Source organism: Kineothrix sp. MB12-C1 (genome assembly GCF_030863805.1).
Lineage (GTDB): Bacteria > Bacillota > Clostridia > Lachnospirales > Lachnospiraceae > Kineothrix.
This window is the reverse complement of record NZ_CP132957.1, coordinates 1,325,585-1,348,484: the sequence shown is the minus strand read 5'-3', so window position 1 is coordinate 1,348,484 and position 22,900 is coordinate 1,325,585. Positions and strand designations below refer to the sequence as shown.

Below are 22,900 nucleotides of genomic sequence, written 5' to 3'. Positions count from 1 at the left end.
CAGGTAATGAAAAATGTAATGGTTATTAATATGGGGCTGAAAAGTATAAGATGTATCATTTTCAATGAAATGGGGACAAAATTATACAATGAGGCGCTTCCGATAAAGACAGCTATTAGTGCAGAGAAAGTTGAACAGGATCCGGAAGAATGGTGGCAGAGTGCGAAGGAACTCATAATAAGAGGAGTTCGTGAATGCAAAGAGGTGTGTATTGACTATATAACTGTTACAGCGTCTGCGTCTTGCCTTGTATGCATAGATGAAAATGGTGTACCACTGATGAGGGCTTCTATGGTTTCTGATAAGAGGGCGGAAGATGAGAGCTTATATATTGCAAAGATGGATGAGTTCAAGGAAGTATACAAAGAAACTTTGACAGATATGTCAGCAAGTCTCATGCTGCCTAGGATATTATGGGTAAAAAGAAACATGCCGGAAGCGTTTAATAGGACAGATAAGTTCATGACACCTAATGATTATATGTTGTTTATGCTTAGCGGAGTTTGTGCTACTGATTATTTTAATGCAATAAAGTATCACTATAATGCAAAAAGGGGATATTATCCTGAGAAACTTCTGAAAGCATTGGAAATTTCAAAGGAAAAGCTTCCGGAGGTGTTGAATCCCGGAGATACGATAGGGCAGGTTCTTCCCAATCTCGCAAAGGAATTGGGATTTAATAAGGAAGTAGAAGTAGTGATCTCATCCTATGATGCAATCTGCTCATTTATCGGAAGCGGGGCATCGGAAGATGGGGATGCAAGCGATGTATCGGGTACTGTGACGGTGTTGCGCGCTTTATCAAGAAATAAGAATCCGAAGAACAATTCCTTAATTTATAATCTTCCGCTTTATAGTGAAGAAGCGTATATTATAGGGGGAAGCAATAATCTGGGAGGAGGGCTGATAGAATGGGTAAAGCAATGCTATTATCAGAACGAAGTCTATCCTTATGAAATCATGGAAAAAGAAGCGGGGGAATCTGTTTTAGGAGCAAAAGGTCTGGTGTTTCTTCCCTATTTGCTTGGAGAACGCGCGCCGATTTGGGATGACAATGCGCGAGGGGTATTTTTCGGAATAGAAAGAATGCATACAAGAAAAGATATGACAAGGGCGGTGTTTGAAAGCACTGGATATATAGATATGGATATGATTGCGGCGGTTGAGGAGACGGGAACAAAGATTAAATCAGTTCGGTTGTCGGGAGGATTGGCAAGAATTAATCTCATTTCACAGATAAAAGCTGATATTTTAGGAAGGGATATTCTTGTTTTATCCGAATTTGAAACGACGTCGACGGGTGCAGCAATGATGGTTTTGCTTGGGAAAGGATATTTTTCAGATTTAAGAGAAGCAGCAGAACGCTTTGTATCCGTACGCATGATAATAAAGCCTAATATGACAAATCATCAAAAGTATATATATATGTATGAGCTTTACAAAGATACATACAGGACAGTGAAAGAATTGTATGTAAGAAGAAAAAAAATAATTAAAGAAATGGTTGATGACAGAGAAGTCAGAATTGAAAACTTATGAGGTTTCATTAATGAAAGATTTCATTTTAAAAATACCTACACGAATATATTTTGGGAATCATAATGTGGAAGGTGCCTTGAGAAAAGAAGAAGAGTTGTTATGCGGAAATATTATGATAGTTACAACCGGAAGAAGTTTGAAGAAATATGGGTATCTGGATGAACTGAAGAATATCTTGGATGGATGTCCGAATGTGGAAGAAGTTATAATTTTTGATAGGATAAGTGCGAATCCCAGACTGGAAGAAATTGAAGAAGCAGTTAAGATGGGAAGAGATAGACGGGTAACGGCAATAGTCGGCTTTGGCGGAGGAAGCGCCTTGGATGCAGCAAAGGCAGCGGCTGTAGGAATAGGTATATCCGAAAAGTTAGAACGTTTTCTATTGGAAGAAATGGAACCTACAGGGGAGGTATTACCTATTATAGCAATACCTACGACTGCCGGCAGCGGAAGCGAACTGAGTAAGGGCGCTATTGTATCCAGCTTAAAATATCGGATAAAAGGTGGAATCAGGGGTGATGCAATATTACCCAAAGTGGCGATTGTGAATCCAAGATACACATGGACGCTCCCAATGGATGTTACGATGGAGACCGGTTTCGATGCTTTGGCACATGCGATAGAGACATACACGGCGGTAAAAGCGAATAATTGGTCTGAAATGTTATCTGAAAAGGCTATTAAAATAATAGCGGAAAATCTTCCGCTCTTGAAAAAGAATATAGATAACCATGAAGCCCGAGAAGCTATGAGTTATGCGAGTATGATTATGGGAATGAATCTGGCTAACATAGGGACATGCCTACCGCATCGGATGCAGTATGGAGTAGGAGCCAGAACCGATACAAGCCATGCGATTGGTATTGCGGCATTATATCCGGCATGGATACAAAGGCAGTACGATGTAAATGAGAAGAAAGTGAAGGATACAATATTTTGGTTGACGGGCAAGAACGTTCAATCGGGAAAAGAATCAAAAGAAGAATTGATTGAATTTATGAAGTTTATAAATGTTAATAAATCCCTTGCTGATTTAGGTATCAAAAGAGAAGAGGTATCGGTATTGGCACATAAGGTAATGGGAGACATAGGGAATGACAAATTAAGTATACAGGTAGATATAATAGAAAATATTTACAATGATTCATTATAGAATGGGGGATTAAATATGCAGGCAATTATCATGGCAGCGGGGAAAGGTAGCAGATTAGGAAGCCTTACAGAGAATATTCCTAAATCGTTTCTTGAAATTAAAGGTATAAAAATGATTGAATATAATATTTCTATGCTTCATGCATTTGGGATTAAAGATATTATTATTGTAACGGGTTATCAAAGTGAAAGGTTTGAAGAATTAACGAAAAAGATAGATGGAGTTCAATGTGTATTTAATCCATTTTATGAGCAGGTTAATGTGTTAGGGTCATTCTATATGGCCAAAGATTTTCTTTATGATGATTTTGTGTATTTGCATGCGGATACATTATGTGCACCTGAAATATTTGAGTCAATGTTGCATGAAGAAGGAGATATGATATTGCCTGTAGAATATGGTTTGTGTGATGAAGAGGCGATGAAGGTAAAGATAAGTAATGGAAAAGTTATAGAGATAAATAAGACAATGCCATGTGATAGCTCAGAAGGAGAATTCATCGGGATAGCTAAAATTAGTAAAGGAGTAATTGAAGATCTGCGTAAAGCAACGACTCAAATAATGAAAGAGAAAGAATTTTCCTCCTATTTTGAAGGAGCCATACAGAGAATAATTGATATGAATAGTTTTTATATAAAAGCGATATCTACGCAGGATTATTTTTGGAGTGAAGTAGATTTTATTGAGGATTATCAAAGAGCAAGTGCAGGAATTCCCGATTCTCTTATCAAAATAGTGAAAGAGGAGTCTTAAGAATGGGGCGGTTAAGTATTGAAGAAAGATACATAAGAAAGAGAAAAAGAGAATGTATTAGAACAAGTATGTTTTATTATTTGCTGAGGATTTTCCCTATTCATAAAGATAAGATTGTATTTACGACATTTGAAGGAGATGGTGGATATTGCTGCAACCCTCGATACATAGCAGAAGAACTGCTAAAGCGGAATGAGGAGTTCGAAATTATCTGGCTAGTTAATAATATGGAAAGACAGTTCCCGAGCGGCATCAAAAAGGTGAAAAATAACTTTCTTAATAGAGCATATCATTTATCAACAGCCAAAGTCTGGATAGACAATAGTAGAAAGGCATACGGTACAGTTAAGAGGAAGAAGCAGCTCTATATACAGACTTGGCATGCTGCGTTGGAATTCAAACCAGTAGGGAAGTTTAGAGGAAAACTTTTCCCCCGAATTGCATACATGGTGAGCGAATATGATTCAAGGCTGATAGATTATGTTACATCTAATTCTGATTGGTGTACGAGATTATATCCGGAAATGCTGCTTTACAGCGGCGATATTATCAAGACAGGTTCTCCTCGTTGTGATATATTTATCAATAAAAGAAATGATACATATAAGAGTGTGAGAGAACGGTATGGAGTACCGCAGGATATTAAGATAGCGTTATTCGCCCCTACATTCAGGGGAGGAAGTCAAAAAGGAAATCGACAGGTATTTATAGAAGAACCAACAATTGACTTTAAGCAAATGGTGGATGCGTTGGGGCGAAAGTTTGGTGGAACGTGGTATGTATTCTTACGTTTGCATCCGCAATTAGCGGCACAACTCGATAAATATCCATTAAAAAATAAAGTTGCTAATATGATCGATGTAAGTCAGGCAGATGATATGAATGAGCTGGCGGCAGCTTCGGATATATTGATAACGGATTATTCCAGTTCAGCATTCGATGTTATAAATATGTATATGCCGGTATTTATCTATGCAGATGATTTGAATCAATATACGGAGGAACGAGGTAAGCTCATGTGGGATATGTATTCTTTACCGTTTTCCGTAGCAGTGAATAATGATGAATTGATTGAAAATATAGAAGCATTTGAGGAAGAAGAGTATCGGAACAAAATAGATGATTTTTCGCAGGAACATGGGGTATTAGAGGATGGACATGCCAGTGAGAGAATTGTAGAGTGGATAGAGAAATATTTATATAATAAAAAGGCTATAAAATCGATGGTAAGAAATTCATAAAAGATATGGAGCAAATATAAATGATTATTTTAACAAAAAGAAAAATAATGGAGAACAAAGAAAATCATAAAAAATATTGTTTTGATATAGCCTTCGAATGGGAGGATATATTGTCAGAAAAGCTATCAAAACCTATTTATAGCCGCAGCGAATTTGAATTTAAATTTGATGAAAAATGCAGGGGAATTTGGAAAAAAACTGGAATTCCTATTTTTAGAATATTTTCGCTTTTTGATATAAAACGTGATAAAGGTATATTTATGTTTGATATGGCTACAAAGCAACAAGATGGGATTTATAATAATAAAAAGTATATACCGTGTTTGATTGATTATTATCTTGATAATGAGCAGTATAAATTTTTTATAAATGCTTATAAAAAAAATCCATTTGTTTTAGTTTCAAGTCGTGAAGTATATGAATATTTTACTGAAAAAAAATGTCCAATTAAAACATACCATTTTCCATTATCTTTGCCGGATTATTATATACAAATGGAAAAACGATTTGTTAAAGAATATGATTTGGTATTATTTGCAAGACAAAATCCATTATTGCAAAAATATGTTGATAAATATGAAGACAAATATCCTGATTTTAATCTGGTAAGAAGAAAATATGAAAACGGGCACTATATATATTATCAGTCAAGAACAGGAAAGACCGTAAGTTATGGTGATACCCGGGAAGAATATATTAACTTAGTTAGGAGGTCTAAAATCGCAGTTTATTCCACGCCGGGAATGGATGAGACAAGAAAAGATGCTAACGGATGGAATCAGGTTACTCCACATTTTTTAGAAGAAGTTGCAGGGCAATGCCATATTATAGCAAGATATCCAGATAACGCAGATACACGATGGTATGAATTAAGTAATATATGTAAATGTGTACAGTCGTATGATGAATTTGAAAGTTTAATGAACCAGTACCTTAAGGAAGACGTCGATATTCAGAAATACAATATATACTTGGAAAAGCATGTAACAAGTCAAAGAGCGAAACTGCTTGAAAAGATAATGAGAGCGAATGAGCTGTTTTAGCTATTATATTATTTTATGAAAGCATTATAAATTAGAAGAAGGAGAAACCTCATGATACCGAAAGTGTCAATTATTATACCTATATATAATGTTGAAAATTATGTAGTAGAATGTTTACAGAGTGTAGCTGATCAAACGTTTTCTGAAATACAGGTTATCTGTATTGATGATGCATCAACGGATAATTCCTATGAGGTGGCAAAGAGATTTATTGATAGTGATTCTCGGTTTGAATTAATTCAATTGTCTGAAAATAAAGGTTTATCATTTGTTAGAAATAGAGGAATGGAAAGCGCCAAAGGAAAATATCTTTATTTTTTGGATTCGGATGATTATTTAGAAATTAATGCAATGGAAGTTTTATTTTCATATGCGGAAGAAAAAAATTTGCAAGGCGTTTTTTGTGGTTCTAAAGTAATATATGAAAATGAAAAAAAAGTACGATGGGAAATGGGATATCGAAAGTTTAGCAATCAGGTTTGCACAGGAAAACAATTTTTTATTAAAGCAAATGATGAAAATGAATATTATAATGCTGTTTGGATGCAATTCTGGAAAAGAGAATATATTATAGATCATTCATTTAAGTTTTATGAAGGTATTTTTCACGAAGATATATTATATAGTTTACAGATATTGTTAGATGCTGATAGGGTTGTATGTATAAACGAAAATTTGCATATTTATAGAAAAAGAAAAGGATCAATTACGGATAATCATGGAATTACACAAGTCAAATCATATATGATTGTATATTATGAAGTACTTAAACTTTGGATGAATATGGGATGCCAAAAGGAGATAGGTGAAGGGATAAAAAAGAGGTTGAACCTATTTCATAGAAGAATATATATGACATTAAGAGAGAATGGAAATATATTGAATATTGAATTTGAAGACGAAGCATGTAATTATTTATATAAAAAATTAGCGGTAACAGTGCCTGAATATGAATATATCGAGGGTATTGATGAAGAAATAGAACAATGTATAGATAGTTTTTCGGGAGTCATTGTATATGGGGCCGGATTAGTTGCTAATGAAGTTATAAGTTTATTAGAAAAGAAGCATAAAAATATAATCGGTGTTGCTGTAACTCATAAAAAGGAACAAGATTATTTTATGGGATATCCAATTTATGAATTAGAAGAAATGAAAGAATATATAGATACGGCAATAATTGTTTTAGCTACTTCTTCAAATTATCATAAGGAAATAATAGAACATATTTCAAAGAAAGGTTTTTCAAATTACATAATTATGAAATGAAAAATGTAGAATATTACGATAAAGAGTTAATAAGAATGGAGAATAATACTAAAATGGACGTAAAGGTAAGTATAATTATTCCGATATATAATATGGGTAAGTATTTGTGCCAATGTTTGAATAGCATTTTGAATCAAACATTGAAAGAAATAGAAGTTATTTGTGTTAATGACGGTTCTACAGATGATTCATCAAAAATATTAGCTGAATATCAAGGTACCTACTCCAATATGATTATTCTTACACAAGCGAATTCAGGTTCTGGACCGGCAAGAAATAACGGATTGAAAATGGCGGGAGGTGAATATGTGATGTTTGTAGATCCGGATGATTTTTTGGTATCTGATGATGCTTTAGAAATATTGTATTATAAAGCATTGAAAGAACAGGTTTTGGTATGTGGAGGAAATGTAGTTAAGTACTTTGACGGTGTTTTTTCTAATAAATTTCTTAATAAACAAAGGAAAATTCGATTTGATAGAGAGGAAAGACTTTTATTTAAAGATTATCAATATCCGTATGTGCATGCGCGCTATATTATTTCAAGGAAATTGCTTTTAGATAATGACATTAGCTATCCTTCATATAGAAGAGGACAGGATCCCGTATTTTTGGTTCGGGTATTGATATGTGCTGAGGAATTTTATGCAATAGATAAGGATGTTTATGCGTATAGGGTTCGGCATAAAGAAGAAAAGTTTTCCCCCCAAAAGGCGGAAGACTTTATCAATGCCATGATAGACACGATGGTGATGGCATTAAATAATGAGCTTATTGAGTTATTTAATCTAATATCAAGAGATTTAAATGAATTTGCAAAAACATATTTGTATACTATTTTGTTGAATAGTGATAAGTGGGAACTTGTTTTTAAAGTGAATGAGATTTTGAATAAAGGAATGGATTTATTTGGAGAAAAGGTTCCGATAGAATATTTAATGAATAAAGAAGAGTATATGCTTTATTTAAAGAGGTTATATAGAGAAAGAGAAGAATGTGACACATTGTTGCAGAAAAATAAAGAAATAGTCATTTATGGTGCTGGATTAGTGGGTAAAAAGACCTGCCAATATTTAAAAAATAAAGGGATTATACCAAGATACTTTGTTGTCAGTAATAAAAGCCAAAATGTTGATAATATAGAAGGCATCCCGATAATATCAATTCAGGAACTGGAACATAAAGAGGATATGCTGATTGTAATCGGGGTAATTACTGATTATAAGGACGATGTGAAAAAAACTTTGGGCGAATATGGATTTGACAATATATTGGATTTTGATCATAATATATTAAATATTTCAGAAGATTATGAAACAAGTTTATAATTTTGAACTAAACAAGAAAAGGAATTCTGATCATTATATGTTCAAAGTACATAGGAATATATTGTTGACAATAATATTTTGTAATTAATAAGAGTGCTAAGGAGAAAACTTGATATGCTCGATATTAAAATTAGTGTAATTGTACCGGTTTATAATGTTGAGATGTACATTGAAGACTGTCTGAATAGTTTGCTAGAGCAGACAGAAACGATTGATGAAATTATTATCGTGGATGATGGTTCGATAGATGAAAGTTATAAGAAGTGTAAGAAAATTGCAAGTGAGAGAGATAATATTAAACTCATACACCAAGAAAATAAAGGGCAGGGAGCGGCAAGGAATCTGGGAATGCGTATGACGCAAGCCGATTACATAATATTTGTTGATTCAGATGATATGCTTAATAAAAATGCTGTAAGCAAGATAAAAAATTGTTTGCAAAATAATAGTATAGACATGCTTTGCTATGATGCAGATACTTTAATGGAGTGCGATTATCCCTTAAAAAAATATTTGTATAATAGGAGTGCGGTATTGGACTCCAAGATTATTTCGGGAAAGGAGTTATTTTCCAGATTATATCCTTTGAACTACACTACTTCTGCTTGTTTAGCTGCATATCGCCGCAAGTTTTTATTAGAAAACCAAATCTTATTTCCGGAGGGAATATTCCACGAAGATGATGTATTTAGTTTTAAAGTTATGATGCTGGCTGAAAGTGTAAAATATTTAAAACAAGAGCTTTATATTCGAAGATACCGTGAAAATTCTGTTATGACATCAGGGTGGTCATATAAAAGGTGGGAGGGAATTTATAAGGGATATTTAGAAATCTGCTGTTTTTTGAGAGATAAGCGAGAGCTAATCGCGGTATCGGGTATACAAGAGACAATATTGGCTCTTTTATATACGAACTTAAAAAAAATATTTGATATTAGTAAAACGATATCTGAAATTGATGGCAGCCTTAATAAAGAAATAATTATAAATATCTTTTTAGAAACATGCCAAACCTTTAAAACAGAACTGGAAGATTCTTTTGTAAAACTAAAAAGTCAGTTATATTTGATAAACCTTATAAGGGAAAATAAGATTAATTGTGAAAAGGAGCATATTATTAATCTTTTGAATAATAGTTTTGCTATTGAAAAAAAGTATAATAGGTTAGTTGCAGAAAAAATAAAGCCACTTCCTTTTCGCTCGCGTGAAATGCGAGTGGGCATATATGGTATTGGAAAACATACGCAAGAACTGCTCGGTCGCTATGAAGAGCTGATAGGCAACATAGAAAGCGATTATTTCTTTATAGATTCATATATTACGGAAGAAAATGCTGAATATTGTGGAAGACCATTATTAAATATTGATAATGTAAAAGGGAAAGCAGATATTATTATAATATCAAGTTTCATTTTTCAGCGTATGATAAATGAAAAGATAGATGAAGCGTTGGGAAGAGATTTTAAGCGGATTAATTTATATAATAACAATGATTTTATAAGTTATTTTGGGTAAAATTAAGATATAGAAGCGGAGAAGAAATATGACCTGTATATCAATTATCGTACCTGTATATAATACAGGCAAATACTTGGAGCAATGTTTGCAGAGTATAAAAAATCAGACATTGACGGATATAGAAATTATTTGTGTAAATGATGGCTCTACGGACAATTCTTTGGATATATTACACCGATTTGCCGATAAGGATAAAAGATTTATTATTATCGACAAAAAGAATACGGGATATGGTAATTCTGTAAATGAAGGAATTAAAATTGCCAGAGGAGAATATATCGGAATTGTAGAAAGCGATGATTTTATAGAAAAAGATATGTATCAGAAGCTGTTTGAAGCAGCTGAAAGAACGGACGCAGAGATTGTGAAGGCAAATTATAGTATTTTTAAAGAAGCTTCGGCATTGCCCGTTATGTTTAATGAGGTATTGGAGGGCTGTCCTTATAATCGCATATTTTCATCTGATGATATACATCAGGTATTTTATATGACTCCTAGTATTTGGAGTGCTATATACAGGCACACTTTTTTGGAAGAAAATAATATTTATTTCAGAGAAACACCGGGAGCATCTTACCAGGATACTTCTTTTGCATTCAAGGCCTTTATGAAAGCAGATAAAGTGTATTTTATAAAGGATGCCGTAATTAATTACCGCCGTGATAATATGGAAGCTTCGGTAAAGAACCAAGATAAGGTTTTTTGCATCTGCGGTGAGTTTGATGAGATAGAAGCTTATATTGAGCAGCAAAAACGTATGGATAATATAAATCAAGAGCGATATGAAAAATTATTAAAGATAGAAACGCTTCTAAAGTATAGGGCATACTTATGGAACTATAATCGAATAGCGTTGCCGTATCAATATATGTTTCTTCTGGAGATGATGAAAGTATTTAGGGAGTCCGAGAGAGAATGGTTGGATTGGGAAGATTGGAGAAAAGAAGAAAGGGAGACATTAAATGAAATCTTAACGAACCCGGATTCTTTTTTTAAAAAAACAAGCAAGGATTATCCTGATTTGCGAATATATCATACGAAAGTATGGAATCATTCCTTTGTTGTAAAGGGATTTAAAGAGCTAATAGCAGAAGCCGATACAATATATATTGTGGGTGCAGGAAAAGTAGCGCAAAAAGTATGGAAATATTTAGAGTTAAGTAATAAAAGTGATGGAGTGGCAGGTTTTTTGGTTACAGATAAGAATAGAAATCCAGAAAATATTGAAAATAAATCTGTTTGTCAAATTTCAGAATATAAAAATATAGAAAAGAATTCACTTATAATCTTAGCGGTAAAAGAGAAAGATCAATATGATCTTTTAAGGATGCTAGAACAGTATAATGACGTAAATATTGTATTAATAGACAAAGTGATTGAAAGTCTTTTGGATTAATAATTGAAATTTTTAGATAGAAAGAGAGTAATTTATGCGTGTATCTGTTAAGGACCAATTTGTTGTATTGTTAAATGATATGAAACAATTGCATATATTACTCGAAAATCTGACCGAAGATGAACAAATACTTCCAATCCTGACAGCTTGCCAACAGACGGCCATTACAATTGGAGAAACCATCGAGAATAATGAAGAGAATGTGGATATTGTAGAGATTTTGGAAGAATACTGTGAACAGGTCTATTTACTGGTGCAGCTCGGGGTAATTCTCACCGCTGATATTTCAACTTTGAATGAGCTGATAGATAAGGCAGAGCGGATGATTCGTGGAATTCCCAATACATATCATGCTGTATTCATGCCATATAAGGCATCTATGTGGGACAGCCTGGAAAGTATATGGTTGGCTTGCAAGAACGATAAAAGGTGTGAATGCCATGTCGTTCCTATTCCTTATTTTGAATATAATGCTGGTGAGAATAAATGGGAAGAATGTTATGACGGGGAGTTGTTCGATTCCGATATATCTGTTATTCATTACGAAAGGTATGATTTGAAAGGAATTAACCCGGATATCGCGTATATCCATAATCCGTATGATAGACAGAATCGCGTGATTAATGTTCATCCTGCGTTTTACTCGGAGCGAATAAAGCAGCATGTTAACAAGCTCGTGTATGTACCTTATTACGTGACACAGGGCTTTTTGTCATGGGATCAGCTGCGATTGCCGGTGTATGACAATATAGACTATATGATAGTCCAATCGGAATATGCGAAGAGTTATTGCAAAGATATGCCTTTTTACCATAAGGTATTGCCGTTAGGGTCGCCGAAGATAGATAAAGTGGTACGCCTGTGTAATGAGAGAATAGAGATACCGTCGGAATGGGAAGATGTATTGGGGAATAAGAAGACCTTGATGCTTAATACGAGTGTTAATTGTCTTCTGCATGATGGAGAGGTGTATTTAGAGAAGATAAAGTATATTTGTGAAATAGTTACCGGACAGGATAAAGTTGCATTAATATGGCGGCCTCATCCACTTTTACGAGCGACTATTGAATCTATGCGCCCTCATTTATTAGAAGCATATAATGCGATGATAGCGTATTTTATACAGAATCAAATAGGTGTATTTGACAATACACCAGATATTTCCAGGACAGTGGCGATTGCAGACGGGTATATCGGAGAGGAGAGCTCGTCAGTTCTTAATTTATTTGCGGCAGCAGGGAAGCCGATTTTTGTTCTGAATAATCATATTATAGAAGAAGACGTTGAGGAAAATAGACGGAAAGTCCATATAACGGATATGGCGAAGCAGCCGGATACCATATGGTTGGTGAGTAATAGATATAATTCGCTATTTTCTCTGGATTTGGATAAGAAGAAGGTTCGATGGGAAGAAAAGGTGGGGGAGCAGTCTAAATGGGGAGTGGCTTATTCTTCCATTACGATTTCTGACAAGAACATATACCTGTCTCCCTATAATGTGGTGAATCCTATGGTATATCATACAGATTCTCGAAAGATAGATGCGTTACATACAGACTTGGGGGAAGAGAATCTGCAATGCCGGCATGCAGTAGCTTATGGTAGTAGGATATTCTATCTTCCCGGAATAGGCCATACGATAATAGAATATAACGCGAGCACTTCTTCCTTTGTATATCATTCTACCTGTATCCGAGAACTGGAAGAGACTATGGCAATAGGGGAAGAATTCATCAAAGAAATGATCATACAGGGAGAGAAGACATATGGATATGCTATGAGCGGGGCTGACTTATGGATTAGTGCCGCTTATACGAATTATGTGTTGCGGTTTTGTATGGTGGATGGAACATATTCTCTGCATCCTATAGGTGAGCGGAGGAAATGTTATTCCGGAATTGCTATGGACGGTAGATATCTTTGGCTCACAGAGACACACAGCGGGGATATTGTCCGATGGAATCCGTTTGCGAATGACATTATCGAATATTCTATGCCGGAAGAATTCCGTTTTTGGCATCGTAAAGCATTTCGAACTTTGGTTCATCGAAGCCTAATCGATATGGGACAGTGGCTGATAACTATTCCCGGATTTTCCAATAGTATGGTGAAGTTGGAGAAGGAGACGGGAAGAGTATCCATGTTTTTGGAAGACTTCTGGAAAGAGTCCGATAAGAAACAGAAGGATTATAATCCGGAATTTCATTTATCCAGTGAGTTCGGAGTGAAAATAGATAAAGATTTCGTTATGGTTCAGAGAAGCTATGATGATGCGGCGGCAATTATTGATGTAGAGGAAGAAACTGCTGATATATTTTATCCTATGCTTTCGGAAGAAGACTTTAATAGGCTGATAGAAGGAGAGGATGGATTTGAGAAAATAGGGAAGCATTATAGTTTCTTCCGAAGAGAAAGCAGGATATTTTCTTTCGAAGATTTTATCAATGATCTGGCGCAAGGCAGGTTGCAAGAAGCGAAGAAGCGCCAGTTGCAGGAATTATCGGATTTGGCGGCTAATCCGAATGGAACCTGCGGAATTAAAGTACATGAGTATATGATGGATATTTTGGAACAAGAGAAGTAGTATGGGAAAGAAGAGGGGATATGCGCGTATTTATCAGAGAACAGCTCATGAATTTGTTAAAAACGGTTCAACAACTTCATCTCCAACTGACAATAACGGAAGATCAAGAGCAAGCGATAGAGATGCTCATGAGCTGTCAGGAATCAGCTATTACAGTAGGAGAAGCTGTGGAAGGGATGATTGCGAATATTGCGAATAGCGGTGATTTCGTCTCACTTTTAGAACGATATTGTGAAGAGCTTTTTATTATTTCAGAATCTTACGAAGGAGCTCTTAGTAAAGAAGACGTATCTATTTTAGAGGAACTAGCCAGTAAGGCGATGAAAGCTTTGAATGAATTCCCTGTTATTTATCACATAATATTTATGCCCTATAAAGCTTCTATGTGGGATAGCCTTGAAAGCATATGGCGTGCATGTAAAGAGGATAAGAGCTGCGAATGCCATGTCATGCCGCTGCCATATTATGAGTTCGACTCGGAAAATACGAAATGGGAATATCGTTACGAAGGCGATTTGTTTCCGGCCGAAGTTCCTATTACTCATTATGAAGAATATTCTTTGCAGTTAAATAGTCCGGATGTTGCTTATATTCATAATCCATATGATGGAAGCAATTTTGTTACATGTATTCATCCGGCATTTCATTCGGATAAAATAAAGCAATATATACGAAGGCTTATTTATGTTCCTTATTATGTTACAACAGGAATTATCACGCAGGAGCATCTCGATTTACCAATATATCGTCATATGGACTATATGGTTGTACAATCAGAATATGCGAAGAGTTTCTGTAGAGGAAAAGCTTATTATGATAAAATACTTCCCTTCGGCTCGCCCAAGTTAGACCGCGTGATTCGTTTGAATCGGGAGGAATCGGTCATCCCTGAACAATGGAGAACTCTCCTTAAAGGGAAGAAAGTATTAATGTTAAATACAAGCATTGGATGTATTCTCCAAGAGGGTAGTATTTACTTTAACAAAATCAGATATATATATGAAACGATCAGAAAAAGTAAAAATTTGGTATTGATATGGAGGCCGCATCCGCTTCTGGAAGCGACCCTTAAAGCGATGCGGCCCGGGCTGTTGGAGGAATATCGTGCACTGATAGAAGATTTTCTATCCTGTGAGAACGGTATATTGGATGCAACTACCGATATTTCAAGAACGGTGGCTATTGCAGATGCATATATAGGGGAAGAAAGTACATCGGTGGTCAATCTGTTCGGAGCGATCGGAAAACCTGTTTTTATTCTCAATAATCACATAACAGGAGGATATACAGAAGAAGAGAAAAGAAGTATACACATTACAGATACCGTGGAGCAGAATGGTGTGTTGTGGGTTACAACAAATCGTTATAATGCACTTTTTCATATGAATATGGATACAAAACAAATCCATTACATAGAGCGCGTTGCAGGGCAGCCTAAATGGGATGCTGCTTATCCGCATATGGTGTCCTTGGGAGATGAGCTTATTCTTTCACCATTTCTTGCGGATGACCCGGCAGTGTATAACAGACATAGTCAAAGAATAAGTATGCTGTCGAGGGAAAGGACAAAAGAAAGCCTGCGATACCGCCAAACCGTAGTATATGAAAATAGAATCTTCTATCTTTCAGGAACGGGAGACTATATCGCAGAACTTAATATGGAAACAAAAGAATGGAAATATCACTTAAAGTGTATACAAGAGATAAGAAAAGTGAGTGGTATCCATGAAATAGTATTTTGCGATTATGCAGCATATGGTCGTGAATTGTGGATTAGTTTACAAAGCACAAACTATCTCTTGAAATTCCATATGGATGACGGAACATATAAATGCTGTGCGATAGAAAATGCGGAATACAGTTATTCGGGGATATCTGTAGATGATACTTTTCTTTGGTTGGCAGAAGTTCAAAACGGCAATATTGTTCGGTGGAACAAGCAAACGTTCGAAGCAAGAGTCTACAGTATGCCGGAGACGTTTCGTTCATGGAATGAGCTTGCAAGGACCCCATTAACTCATTTACGTTTATTGGATATGGGGGAATGGATCGTAACTATTCCCGGTTTTTCTAACGGCATGGTGAAACTCTCAAAGTCGACGGGTGAAATATCTATGCTTGCGAAGGAATTTTGGGAGAGAGCGGAGGAACCTGCCAATGGGTATACTCCGGGTTTTCACTTATCTAGTGAATTCGGATCTAAAATAGGTTCGGATAACATATTTGTCCAACGTAATTGTGATGATGTTACGGCAATCCTACATGTAGAAAAAGAAACATATGAGATGTTTAAACCTGCTTTGACGGAAGCGGACCTTATAAAGTTGATGGAAGGAGAGCGTGGTTTTGAACGGATAAGCAGAGGACGCGGATTCTTCAAGAGGGAAAGCAAACTTTTTTCTTTGGAAGACTTTTTCGATGATTTGATTTTGGGTAGATTGGAAGATATTAAGAAGATACAGATAGAAGAACTATCAGATTTGGCTGCTAATTTGGATGGTACTTGCGGGGATAAGGTGCACGAATATGTGATGCACATTCTGGAAGAAAATAGATAAAAGGATTCTTTTGGTATAAGAGGAGAAGAATTTCATGAAATATAGAGTGATAATATGGGGAATCGGAGAAATATATAATAAACATGTTAATACGTTGAAATATTTGACATACAAGGAAGAAATAGAAATTGTAGCAATAATTGATAAGGACTATTTTTTTCTTAGCCATATAGATGGTTATCCAGTTGTCGATATAGCTAATCTGAGCAATATATTGTTTGATTATTTGATTATTATGAGAGATAATGAAGAGGAATTTCTCTATGAAATGTTGCAGTTAGGTATAACGAGAGAAAAAATATTGCCATATAGAATTTTAGATGTGCCGGACCTAAGCTTTGATGAATATGTCAGAGTAAAAGAAAGTCGAATTAGTATAATTTCCAATAATTGTTGGGGTGGGCTCGTATATCGTACATTAGGACTCGAATGCTGCTCACCATTTAAAAATCTTTATTTAAAGGATAGGGCCTATTTAATGTTGTTAAGCAATATGAAAGAATATCTCCAATATCCACTTGAGTTTTCGAAATTTGAAGAACAAACTGATTTAGGTGTACAATATCCAGTTATGAGATTAAGAGATATTAAAATTCACTGTAATCATGATACAGAGGTTGAAAAGGTACAAGAAAACTGGAATAGGAGATGTAGCAAAATTAATTATAATAATCTTTTTGTAGCCATGTTCACCCAAAATAAAGAAATGATAGAAAGGTTCTTAAATATAAAGGTATCGCCGAAGATAGGCTTTGTACCGTTTGAAGATTCAAGAAATGAGTTAATCAACATACATAAAACAGGTGATGCAAAAGCGTTTTATATAGCTGTGAACAATAATGCCGGTATTGGAAATGGCAGTTATTCGTACAATGTATTAAAATTGTTATCAGGTGATGAACATTTTTATAGATGTGAAGAGAATAAATAATGATTTTGCGTGGAGAATAGTATGACTATAGATAAGATGATTCAAGATTTCCCTCAAGGCTTGCTTAATTGGTATGACTTTTTAAAAGAAGGAAAAGTATTATGTATAGGGGATGAGGACAGTAGTATTACAAAAATTTTAAATGAGAAGTGTAACGATGTTATTCAAGTATCCGTTAATTCTTCTTTACGAGAGGAATTTCAACATAGATATAGAGCCGACTTTGATTATGTTATTGTAGTAGGTAAGATTGAATACCTATCTAATCCGGTATATGCCCTTTCCTCATGGCGGGAATTGCTTCATGAAGAGGGACGAATGCTCTTAGGCATGGATAATCGATTAGGCTTGCGATACTTTTGCGGGGATAGGGATCCCTTTACTGACAGAAGCTTTGATGGGATTGAGAATTATCGAAGCTTGCTCGGGGTGGACAGGGAGAAGTTGGAGGGGCGTAATTATTCAAAAGAAGAAATTATCAATCTTTTAGAACAATCGGGCTGGATACATAGAAAGTTTTACTCGGTTTTGCCTAATTTGGAAGTTCCCCAATTGATTTATGCACAGGACTATCTTCCGGCTGAAGAATTGTCTATCAGATTTTTCCCTATGTATAGACATCCTGACTCTGTTTTCTTGGAAGAACAATTCTTATATACCGATATTATTAAAAATGGAATGTTCCATACTATCGCAAACTCTTTCCTGATAGAATGTTCCAAGAATAATATCTTTGCAAATATAAAGCATGTTACGGTCTCTATGGATAGGGGAAAAGATAACGCGATGGCGACGATTATCAGAAATAATAACATAGTAGAAAAGCGCGCGCTATATGCAGAGGGAATTGATAAGTTAACAGGGCTTAAAGAGAACGAAGAGGATTTACGACTCCATGGATTAAATGTATTGGAAGGAACCCTTGAGAATAAAAGCTATTATATGCCATATGTAGACAGTGAGATAGCAATGGTATACTTTCGGAGGCTCGCAAAGGAAGACGTAGGAAAGTTTAAAGAAGAGGTAGATAAATTCCGGGATTTTATATTGCGTTCTTCAGATCATGTAGCTATAGACGAGGAGAGAGGTATATTGTTGAAGAAAGGTTATATCGATTTAGTTCCTCTTAACTGCTTCTATGATAATGGCGAATATATATTCTATGACCAGGAATTTTATGAAGAAAATTATCCGGCGAATGTCATTATTTATAGAGCGATTGAAGTGATCTATATGAATGATCCGGAAATGGAATCGATATTGCCCAGAAAATACTTCTACGAAAGATACGGATTGGAAGAAAATCTAGAACTATGGATAAAGCTAGCAGCAGAGTTCCTGTATAAATTGAGAAATCAAAGAGAGTTGGGGAGCTTCAATCAAAGATTTAAAGGGAATACAAGGGTAATTCATACGAATAGGCAGAGGATAAATTATTCGGAGACGGAATATCAAAGGATTTTCGTAGATTTATTTCGGGATGCTGAGAGGAAAAAAATCATTGTGTTCGGTTCAGGAATCTTTACGAAACGTTTTTTGGCACAGTTTAAAAAGGAATATGAAATCTATGCCATAGTGGATAATAACCAGTCGAAATGGGGAACACAATTGGAGGGCATAGAGATAACAGCGCCCCAACTCATAGATGAAATACCGAAACAAGAGTGCCGGGTTATAATTTGCGTTAAGAATTATCTTGCGATTATCAAGCAATTACAGGGAATGGGAGTGACGGATTATTGTGTCTATGACAGAAATGTGGAGTATTCAAGAAAGAAAGCAGTTGTAATAAAGAAAGAGGATGATGCGGGTTCTGAACCAAAAAAGTATCGCACTGGGTATATTGCGGGTGTATTTGACTTATTTCATATTGGACATTTGAACATGTTCAAACGGGCTAAGGAGCAATGCGATTACTTAATTGTAGGTATAGTAACGGACGAAGGAGTGAGGAAGAATAAAAAAACAGAACCCTTTATACCGCTTAAAGAGAGAATAGAAATAGTCCGTGCATGCAAATATGTAGACGAGGCGGTTGAAATCCCGTTAGATAGCGCAGGGACGGAAGATGCCTATAAGATGTATCATTTTGACTGCCAGTTTTCCGGCAGTGATTACGTGAACAATCCAGATTGGCTAGGGTCAAAAACCTTCTTAGAAAAACAAGGAGTAGATATGGTATTTTTTCCATATACGGCGGGAACAAGTTCCACTAAGCTAAAAGGTATAATCGAGAAATCTTTATTGTAAAATGGATGATTGTATTATTCTTAAGATACAATAAAAGATACGATAGAGCTTTTATTAAACTCTAATGCTAAATATCTCATAATGGACTTGTATGATATGCAGTTAGTGAATTATATGAATTTACCCAAGGGATTATGGTACGGTTATGTTGATTTATTCTTTGAAAAAATATCTCAGAAATATGATGTTAATTATATAATTCCGAATTGATTCTGTTCTAATATATATTATTTTGCTAAGGATGGCATTGTTAAGGATATTCCAAAGAGTTATAAAAATCCTTATCAATCTAATGATATGAATAATTCATTACTTATGGAATTGGAAAATTATATTATTGCAAGATATAATCCTTATGTGATAGATTTATCAAGATATTTTATGGCTTAAATTATTGGACAAATTAAGTGTATATGCATCTGAGGATGAGAGAGTAATTCAGTATCTTCAAATAGTGAGAGAGAATACTGGTTTGCCATTATTATGATACTTAATGAAACTACTTATAAACTTACATGAAAGGATAAAAGGTTATGGAACAATTGAGAGCAGAACAAAAAGAAGCATTACAGGTAAGCAAGGAATATTTGGTAAAGTTGACGATAGGAATGGAGGAGCTAGTATTAGAGCTAAGAGGTAATCGAAAACCTGATACGGATGACTTCATGAAGCAATGCCTGGATGGACTTAATTGGTTGATACAGATATATAATGGAACTGCGGATTTCATTAATGAAGGAAAAGTACGCATTGAAAAAGAGGAAGCAAATGAAAGTATACTGAGATTCAATGAGGCTGTGAAGAGTAAGGATGATAACAGAATAGCTGAATCAATGGAAAAAGATATTATAATGTTTTTACATAATTTATCGAATGCAATTGATGAAGCGATATAAAAGATGTGTATTTTTCCCCATAGTTAATGATTTCATAAAAGAAATATGAAAAGTAAATAAAAAAAATGAAAAAAGGTATTTACTTTTTAAAAGAAATGTTATATAATTCTAATTGTGAACAAGAAATGGAAAAAAAAGGTAGTTAGCTTATATATAAAATTCATTTTAAGTGTTAGCTAATAGTGTGTAAAAGGGGAATGAGCGCGGAGTTAACCTTGAAATAATGTATTTTATATAAGCTTATTATAAAGGATAGAAAACTAATGTTTTCTATCCTTTTTTGATATTCTTTATTAAGTGATTGTAGATAAATATTTTTGTGAACTATTAAGAGGTAAAAGGATAAAATCCAGATAGTGTCAAGATTTTTTCGCAAATTTTATTTCTACCGTTTAGCAACCAGTAGTTAACCGGCTATGTTATCAGACAGCGGATCATCAGCCAGGTGATTGAGATGATCCATGTTCATATAGCATCGTGTCCCCCACACCGTTCCGGCTACATGACGCAGTCTGGCACATACAAGCATCAGGGCACTTTGTCCGTCCGGGAAAGCACCGATGGCTTTGGTCCTACGTTTGATTTCCCGGTTTAGCCGCTCAATCGTATTGTTTGTCCGAATTCTGGTCCAGTGCTGAGTAGGAAAATCCATATAGGTTAGTGTTTCTTCGATTCCATCCTGAAGTTTTTTTGCTGCTTTTGAGAGCTTCATTTCTATGAGTTTTGCAGCCACCTGCTGCGCCTTTTCAAGAGCAGTCGCTTTGCTTTCCTGCCCATGAATCGCTTTGAGCATCATGGAAACCGCTTTCATTTTATTGCGTGGAATCACAGAAAAAATGTTTCGATAAAAATGTACCGTGCAACGCTGATAATGGGCATCTGGAAATACTTCCGGGATCGTTTCAAGCATTCCAAGACTTTTGTCACCGATGATGAGGCGAACGCCTGTAAGACCACGTTTTTTCAGCCATACAAAGAAAGACCTCCAGCTCTCCTTATCCTCTTTCATGCCTTCGGCTGCACCAATGATCTCACGGCAGCCGTCCATGCTGACACCGATTGCCACAAGGATGGATGCGTTCTGAATTTCACCGCCCCAACTGCGCTTGAGATATACCCCGTCCACGTAGACATAGGGATAAGTACCGGATAGAGGTCTTGAACGCCATGTTTCAATGTGTTCATAAGCTTTCTTGTTGAGGTTGCTGATGGTTCCCGGAGAAACCTTGGTTCCCCACAGTGCTTCTGTGATATCTTCTACACGGCGTACGGAAACACCCGCCAGATACATTTCGATCAAGGCCTCCTCCACAGAAGATTCCCTGCGGCGGTAACGTTCGATGATAGCAGTTTCAAAAGGAACCCCCTTAAGCTTTGGAACATTAAGTTCCACTTCTCCGGAAGTGGTCTGGAAGTTCCGCTTATAATGGCCGGAACGGTAACCCTGCCGATTGGAAGAACGCTCATATTTCTGGGCATTCACAAGCTCATCAGCCTCTTTGTCAAGCAGAGCATTCAATGTTTCTTCTACACTGCTACGGACAAGATTCTTTAAATCGTGCTTTATTAAGTCCTCATTCAATTGTATAATGTTATCAGACATGGTAATAGCCTCCTTTGTGAGATTTTTGTGTGGTAACTTAATTCTACCAAACGGCTATAGACCATGTCTATTTTTATGAAATTAAAAGTGCGAAATTAATTATACGTTATCCGGAAACTTACGTTTGTATGTATACTCTGGCTGCAAATCAATAGCCGGTATTCTGTACAACAATCAATCGCTCTGATAACATTCTAATTTACCCCATTGAAAAAAGTACATATAACTGTTTCGTTTTACGAATCTGATACTTCGATACCGCATATCCTGCTAGCTAAAAAGTTCGTCCTTAATAAATCAGGGACGAATTTTCCGAATATAAGAAGAATAATAAAGTTTAAAAATCGTAAAAACATCTTTTCGAATTATCCGTACAGAATTTTAAAAGATATTTTTAAATTGCATAAAATAGTCTAAAAGAGAAAATATAACCATATACAGCATATGGATATATTTAATATAGTAAAAATATTCCGTACGGAATATTTTTCATGAATTTTATTCCAATTAAGTATAAACGCTTGACGCTTAGACCAATATTTTATAAGATATATATAATTACAAAATCACAAACATTTCTATGTGTTTGTACGTTTCACACATCAATATTTCACTTCTATGGACTCCTAGGGAAGGCTGATTACTTCTGGAAATGTAAGAAGGCGTTCTCTGGGAGTTGATCTGAGTGGATGGCCATCAATTATTAAATTTTTATAATATATTTTGAAAACCGATGGCAAAAAAACGTATATATGTTATAATATAGAAAATCTAAACAGAGTGTATACATGTATGCGCTCGAAAGAGACAGAAATGGAGAACAAGTTAATGAGTGCTG

15 protein-coding genes are annotated in these 22,900 nt (G+C 35.3%); 14 read left to right on the top strand and 1 reads right to left on the bottom strand.

Going from position 1 to position 22,900, the window contains the following annotated elements:
- Window positions 1-6 precede the first annotated feature (6 nt).
- The 14 genes from RBB56_RS06310 (at window position 7) to RBB56_RS06245 (ending at window position 20,459) form a co-directional block, all read left to right on the top strand.
- On the top strand, window positions 7-1,539 hold the full coding sequence (locus RBB56_RS06310; protein WP_306721534.1) for a xylulokinase: 1,533 nt from the start codon (window positions 7-9) through the stop codon (window positions 1,537-1,539).
- A 10-nt stretch (window positions 1,540-1,549) separates the two neighbouring features.
- The gene (locus tag RBB56_RS06305) at window positions 1,550-2,692 is read left to right on the top strand and encodes an iron-containing alcohol dehydrogenase (RefSeq protein WP_306721533.1); all 1,143 of its coding nucleotides are present in this window, start codon (window positions 1,550-1,552) and stop codon (window positions 2,690-2,692) included.
- 15 nt (window positions 2,693-2,707) lie between these two features.
- On the top strand, window positions 2,708-3,445 hold the full coding sequence (locus RBB56_RS06300; protein WP_306721532.1) for a phosphocholine cytidylyltransferase family protein: 738 nt from the start codon (window positions 2,708-2,710) through the stop codon (window positions 3,443-3,445).
- 2 nt (window positions 3,446-3,447) lie between these two features.
- On the top strand, window positions 3,448-4,686 hold the full coding sequence (locus RBB56_RS06295; protein WP_306721531.1) for a CDP-glycerol glycerophosphotransferase family protein: 1,239 nt from the start codon (window positions 3,448-3,450) through the stop codon (window positions 4,684-4,686).
- A 20-nt stretch (window positions 4,687-4,706) separates the two neighbouring features.
- On the top strand, window positions 4,707-5,729 hold the full coding sequence (locus tag RBB56_RS06290; RefSeq protein WP_306721530.1) for a hypothetical protein: 1,023 nt from the start codon (window positions 4,707-4,709) through the stop codon (window positions 5,727-5,729).
- Between the two features lie 51 nt (window positions 5,730-5,780).
- The gene (locus RBB56_RS06285; protein ID WP_306721529.1) at window positions 5,781-6,998 is read left to right on the top strand and encodes a glycosyltransferase; all 1,218 of its coding nucleotides are present in this window, start codon (window positions 5,781-5,783) and stop codon (window positions 6,996-6,998) included.
- Window positions 6,995-8,326, top strand: a complete 1,332-nt coding sequence (locus RBB56_RS06280; RefSeq protein WP_306721528.1) for a glycosyltransferase family 2 protein — start codon at window positions 6,995-6,997, stop codon at window positions 8,324-8,326. The genes RBB56_RS06285 and RBB56_RS06280 overlap by 4 nt, the downstream gene beginning before the upstream one ends.
- 114 nt (window positions 8,327-8,440) lie before the next feature.
- Window positions 8,441-9,841 (top strand): glycosyltransferase family 2 protein, encoded by a 1,401-nt coding sequence (locus RBB56_RS06275; RefSeq protein WP_306721527.1) that lies wholly within the window; start codon window positions 8,441-8,443, stop codon window positions 9,839-9,841.
- Between the two features lie 28 nt (window positions 9,842-9,869).
- Window positions 9,870-11,240 (top strand): glycosyltransferase, encoded by a 1,371-nt coding sequence (locus tag RBB56_RS06270; protein WP_306721526.1) that lies wholly within the window; start codon window positions 9,870-9,872, stop codon window positions 11,238-11,240.
- A 34-nt stretch (window positions 11,241-11,274) separates the two neighbouring features.
- A complete protein-coding gene (locus RBB56_RS06265; RefSeq protein ID WP_306721525.1) occupies window positions 11,275-13,824 on the top strand; it encodes a hypothetical protein in 2,550 nt (849 codons plus the stop codon).
- Window positions 13,825-13,844: 20 nt separating this feature from the next.
- Complete coding sequence (locus RBB56_RS06260; protein WP_306721524.1) at window positions 13,845-16,382, top strand: hypothetical protein; 2,538 nt, start codon at window positions 13,845-13,847, stop codon at window positions 16,380-16,382.
- A 34-nt stretch (window positions 16,383-16,416) separates the two neighbouring features.
- Complete coding sequence (locus RBB56_RS06255; RefSeq protein ID WP_306721523.1) at window positions 16,417-17,313, top strand: DUF1919 domain-containing protein; 897 nt, start codon at window positions 16,417-16,419, stop codon at window positions 17,311-17,313.
- A gap of 21 nt (window positions 17,314-17,334) precedes the next feature.
- On the top strand, window positions 17,335-19,563 hold the full coding sequence (locus RBB56_RS06250) for an adenylyltransferase/cytidyltransferase family protein (RefSeq protein WP_306721522.1): 2,229 nt from the start codon (window positions 17,335-17,337) through the stop codon (window positions 19,561-19,563).
- Window positions 19,564-20,096: 533 nt separating this feature from the next.
- Window positions 20,097-20,459: a molecular chaperone gene (locus RBB56_RS06245; RefSeq protein WP_306721521.1), complete on the top strand. Its 363-nt coding sequence runs from the start codon at window positions 20,097-20,099 to the stop codon at window positions 20,457-20,459.
- A 406-nt stretch (window positions 20,460-20,865) separates the two neighbouring features.
- Here RBB56_RS06245 and RBB56_RS06240 read toward each other — a convergent pair whose 3' ends face one another.
- Window positions 20,866-22,062 carry an IS256 family transposase gene (locus RBB56_RS06240; RefSeq protein WP_306721520.1) on the bottom strand — a complete coding sequence of 399 codons (1,197 nt, stop codon included), beginning with the start codon at window positions 22,060-22,062 and terminating at the stop codon, window positions 20,866-20,868.
- Window positions 22,063-22,900 lie beyond the last annotated feature (838 nt).

Excerpts from the sequence above, each read along its gene's own strand:
- RBB56_RS06275 (WP_306721527.1), top strand. The coding sequence starts at position 8,441 with ATGCTCGATATTAAAATTAGTGTAATTGTACCGGTTTATAATGTTGAG.
- RBB56_RS06265 (WP_306721525.1), top strand. The coding sequence starts at position 11,275 with ATGCGTGTATCTGTTAAGGACCAATTTGTTGTATTGTTAAATGATATG.
- RBB56_RS06250 (WP_306721522.1), top strand. The coding sequence starts at position 17,335 with ATGACTATAGATAAGATGATTCAAGATTTCCCTCAAGGCTTGCTTAAT.
- RBB56_RS06305 (WP_306721533.1), top strand. The coding sequence starts at position 1,550 with ATGAAAGATTTCATTTTAAAAATACCTACACGAATATATTTTGGGAAT.
- RBB56_RS06310 (WP_306721534.1), top strand. The coding sequence starts at position 7 with ATGAAAAATGTAATGGTTATTAATATGGGGCTGAAAAGTATAAGATGT.
- RBB56_RS06240 (WP_306721520.1), bottom strand. The coding sequence starts at position 22,062 with ATGTCTGATAACATTATACAATTGAATGAGGACTTAATAAAGCACGAT.
- RBB56_RS06280 (WP_306721528.1), top strand. The coding sequence starts at position 6,995 with ATGAAAAATGTAGAATATTACGATAAAGAGTTAATAAGAATGGAGAAT.
- RBB56_RS06290 (WP_306721530.1), top strand. The coding sequence starts at position 4,707 with ATGATTATTTTAACAAAAAGAAAAATAATGGAGAACAAAGAAAATCAT.
- RBB56_RS06245 (WP_306721521.1), top strand. The coding sequence starts at position 20,097 with ATGGAACAATTGAGAGCAGAACAAAAAGAAGCATTACAGGTAAGCAAG.
- RBB56_RS06270 (WP_306721526.1), top strand. The coding sequence starts at position 9,870 with ATGACCTGTATATCAATTATCGTACCTGTATATAATACAGGCAAATAC.
- RBB56_RS06285 (WP_306721529.1), top strand. The coding sequence starts at position 5,781 with ATGATACCGAAAGTGTCAATTATTATACCTATATATAATGTTGAAAAT.
- RBB56_RS06295 (WP_306721531.1), top strand. The coding sequence starts at position 3,448 with ATGGGGCGGTTAAGTATTGAAGAAAGATACATAAGAAAGAGAAAAAGA.
- RBB56_RS06255 (WP_306721523.1), top strand. The coding sequence starts at position 16,417 with ATGAAATATAGAGTGATAATATGGGGAATCGGAGAAATATATAATAAA.
- RBB56_RS06300 (WP_306721532.1), top strand. The coding sequence starts at position 2,708 with ATGCAGGCAATTATCATGGCAGCGGGGAAAGGTAGCAGATTAGGAAGC.
- RBB56_RS06260 (WP_306721524.1), top strand. The coding sequence starts at position 13,845 with ATGCGCGTATTTATCAGAGAACAGCTCATGAATTTGTTAAAAACGGTT.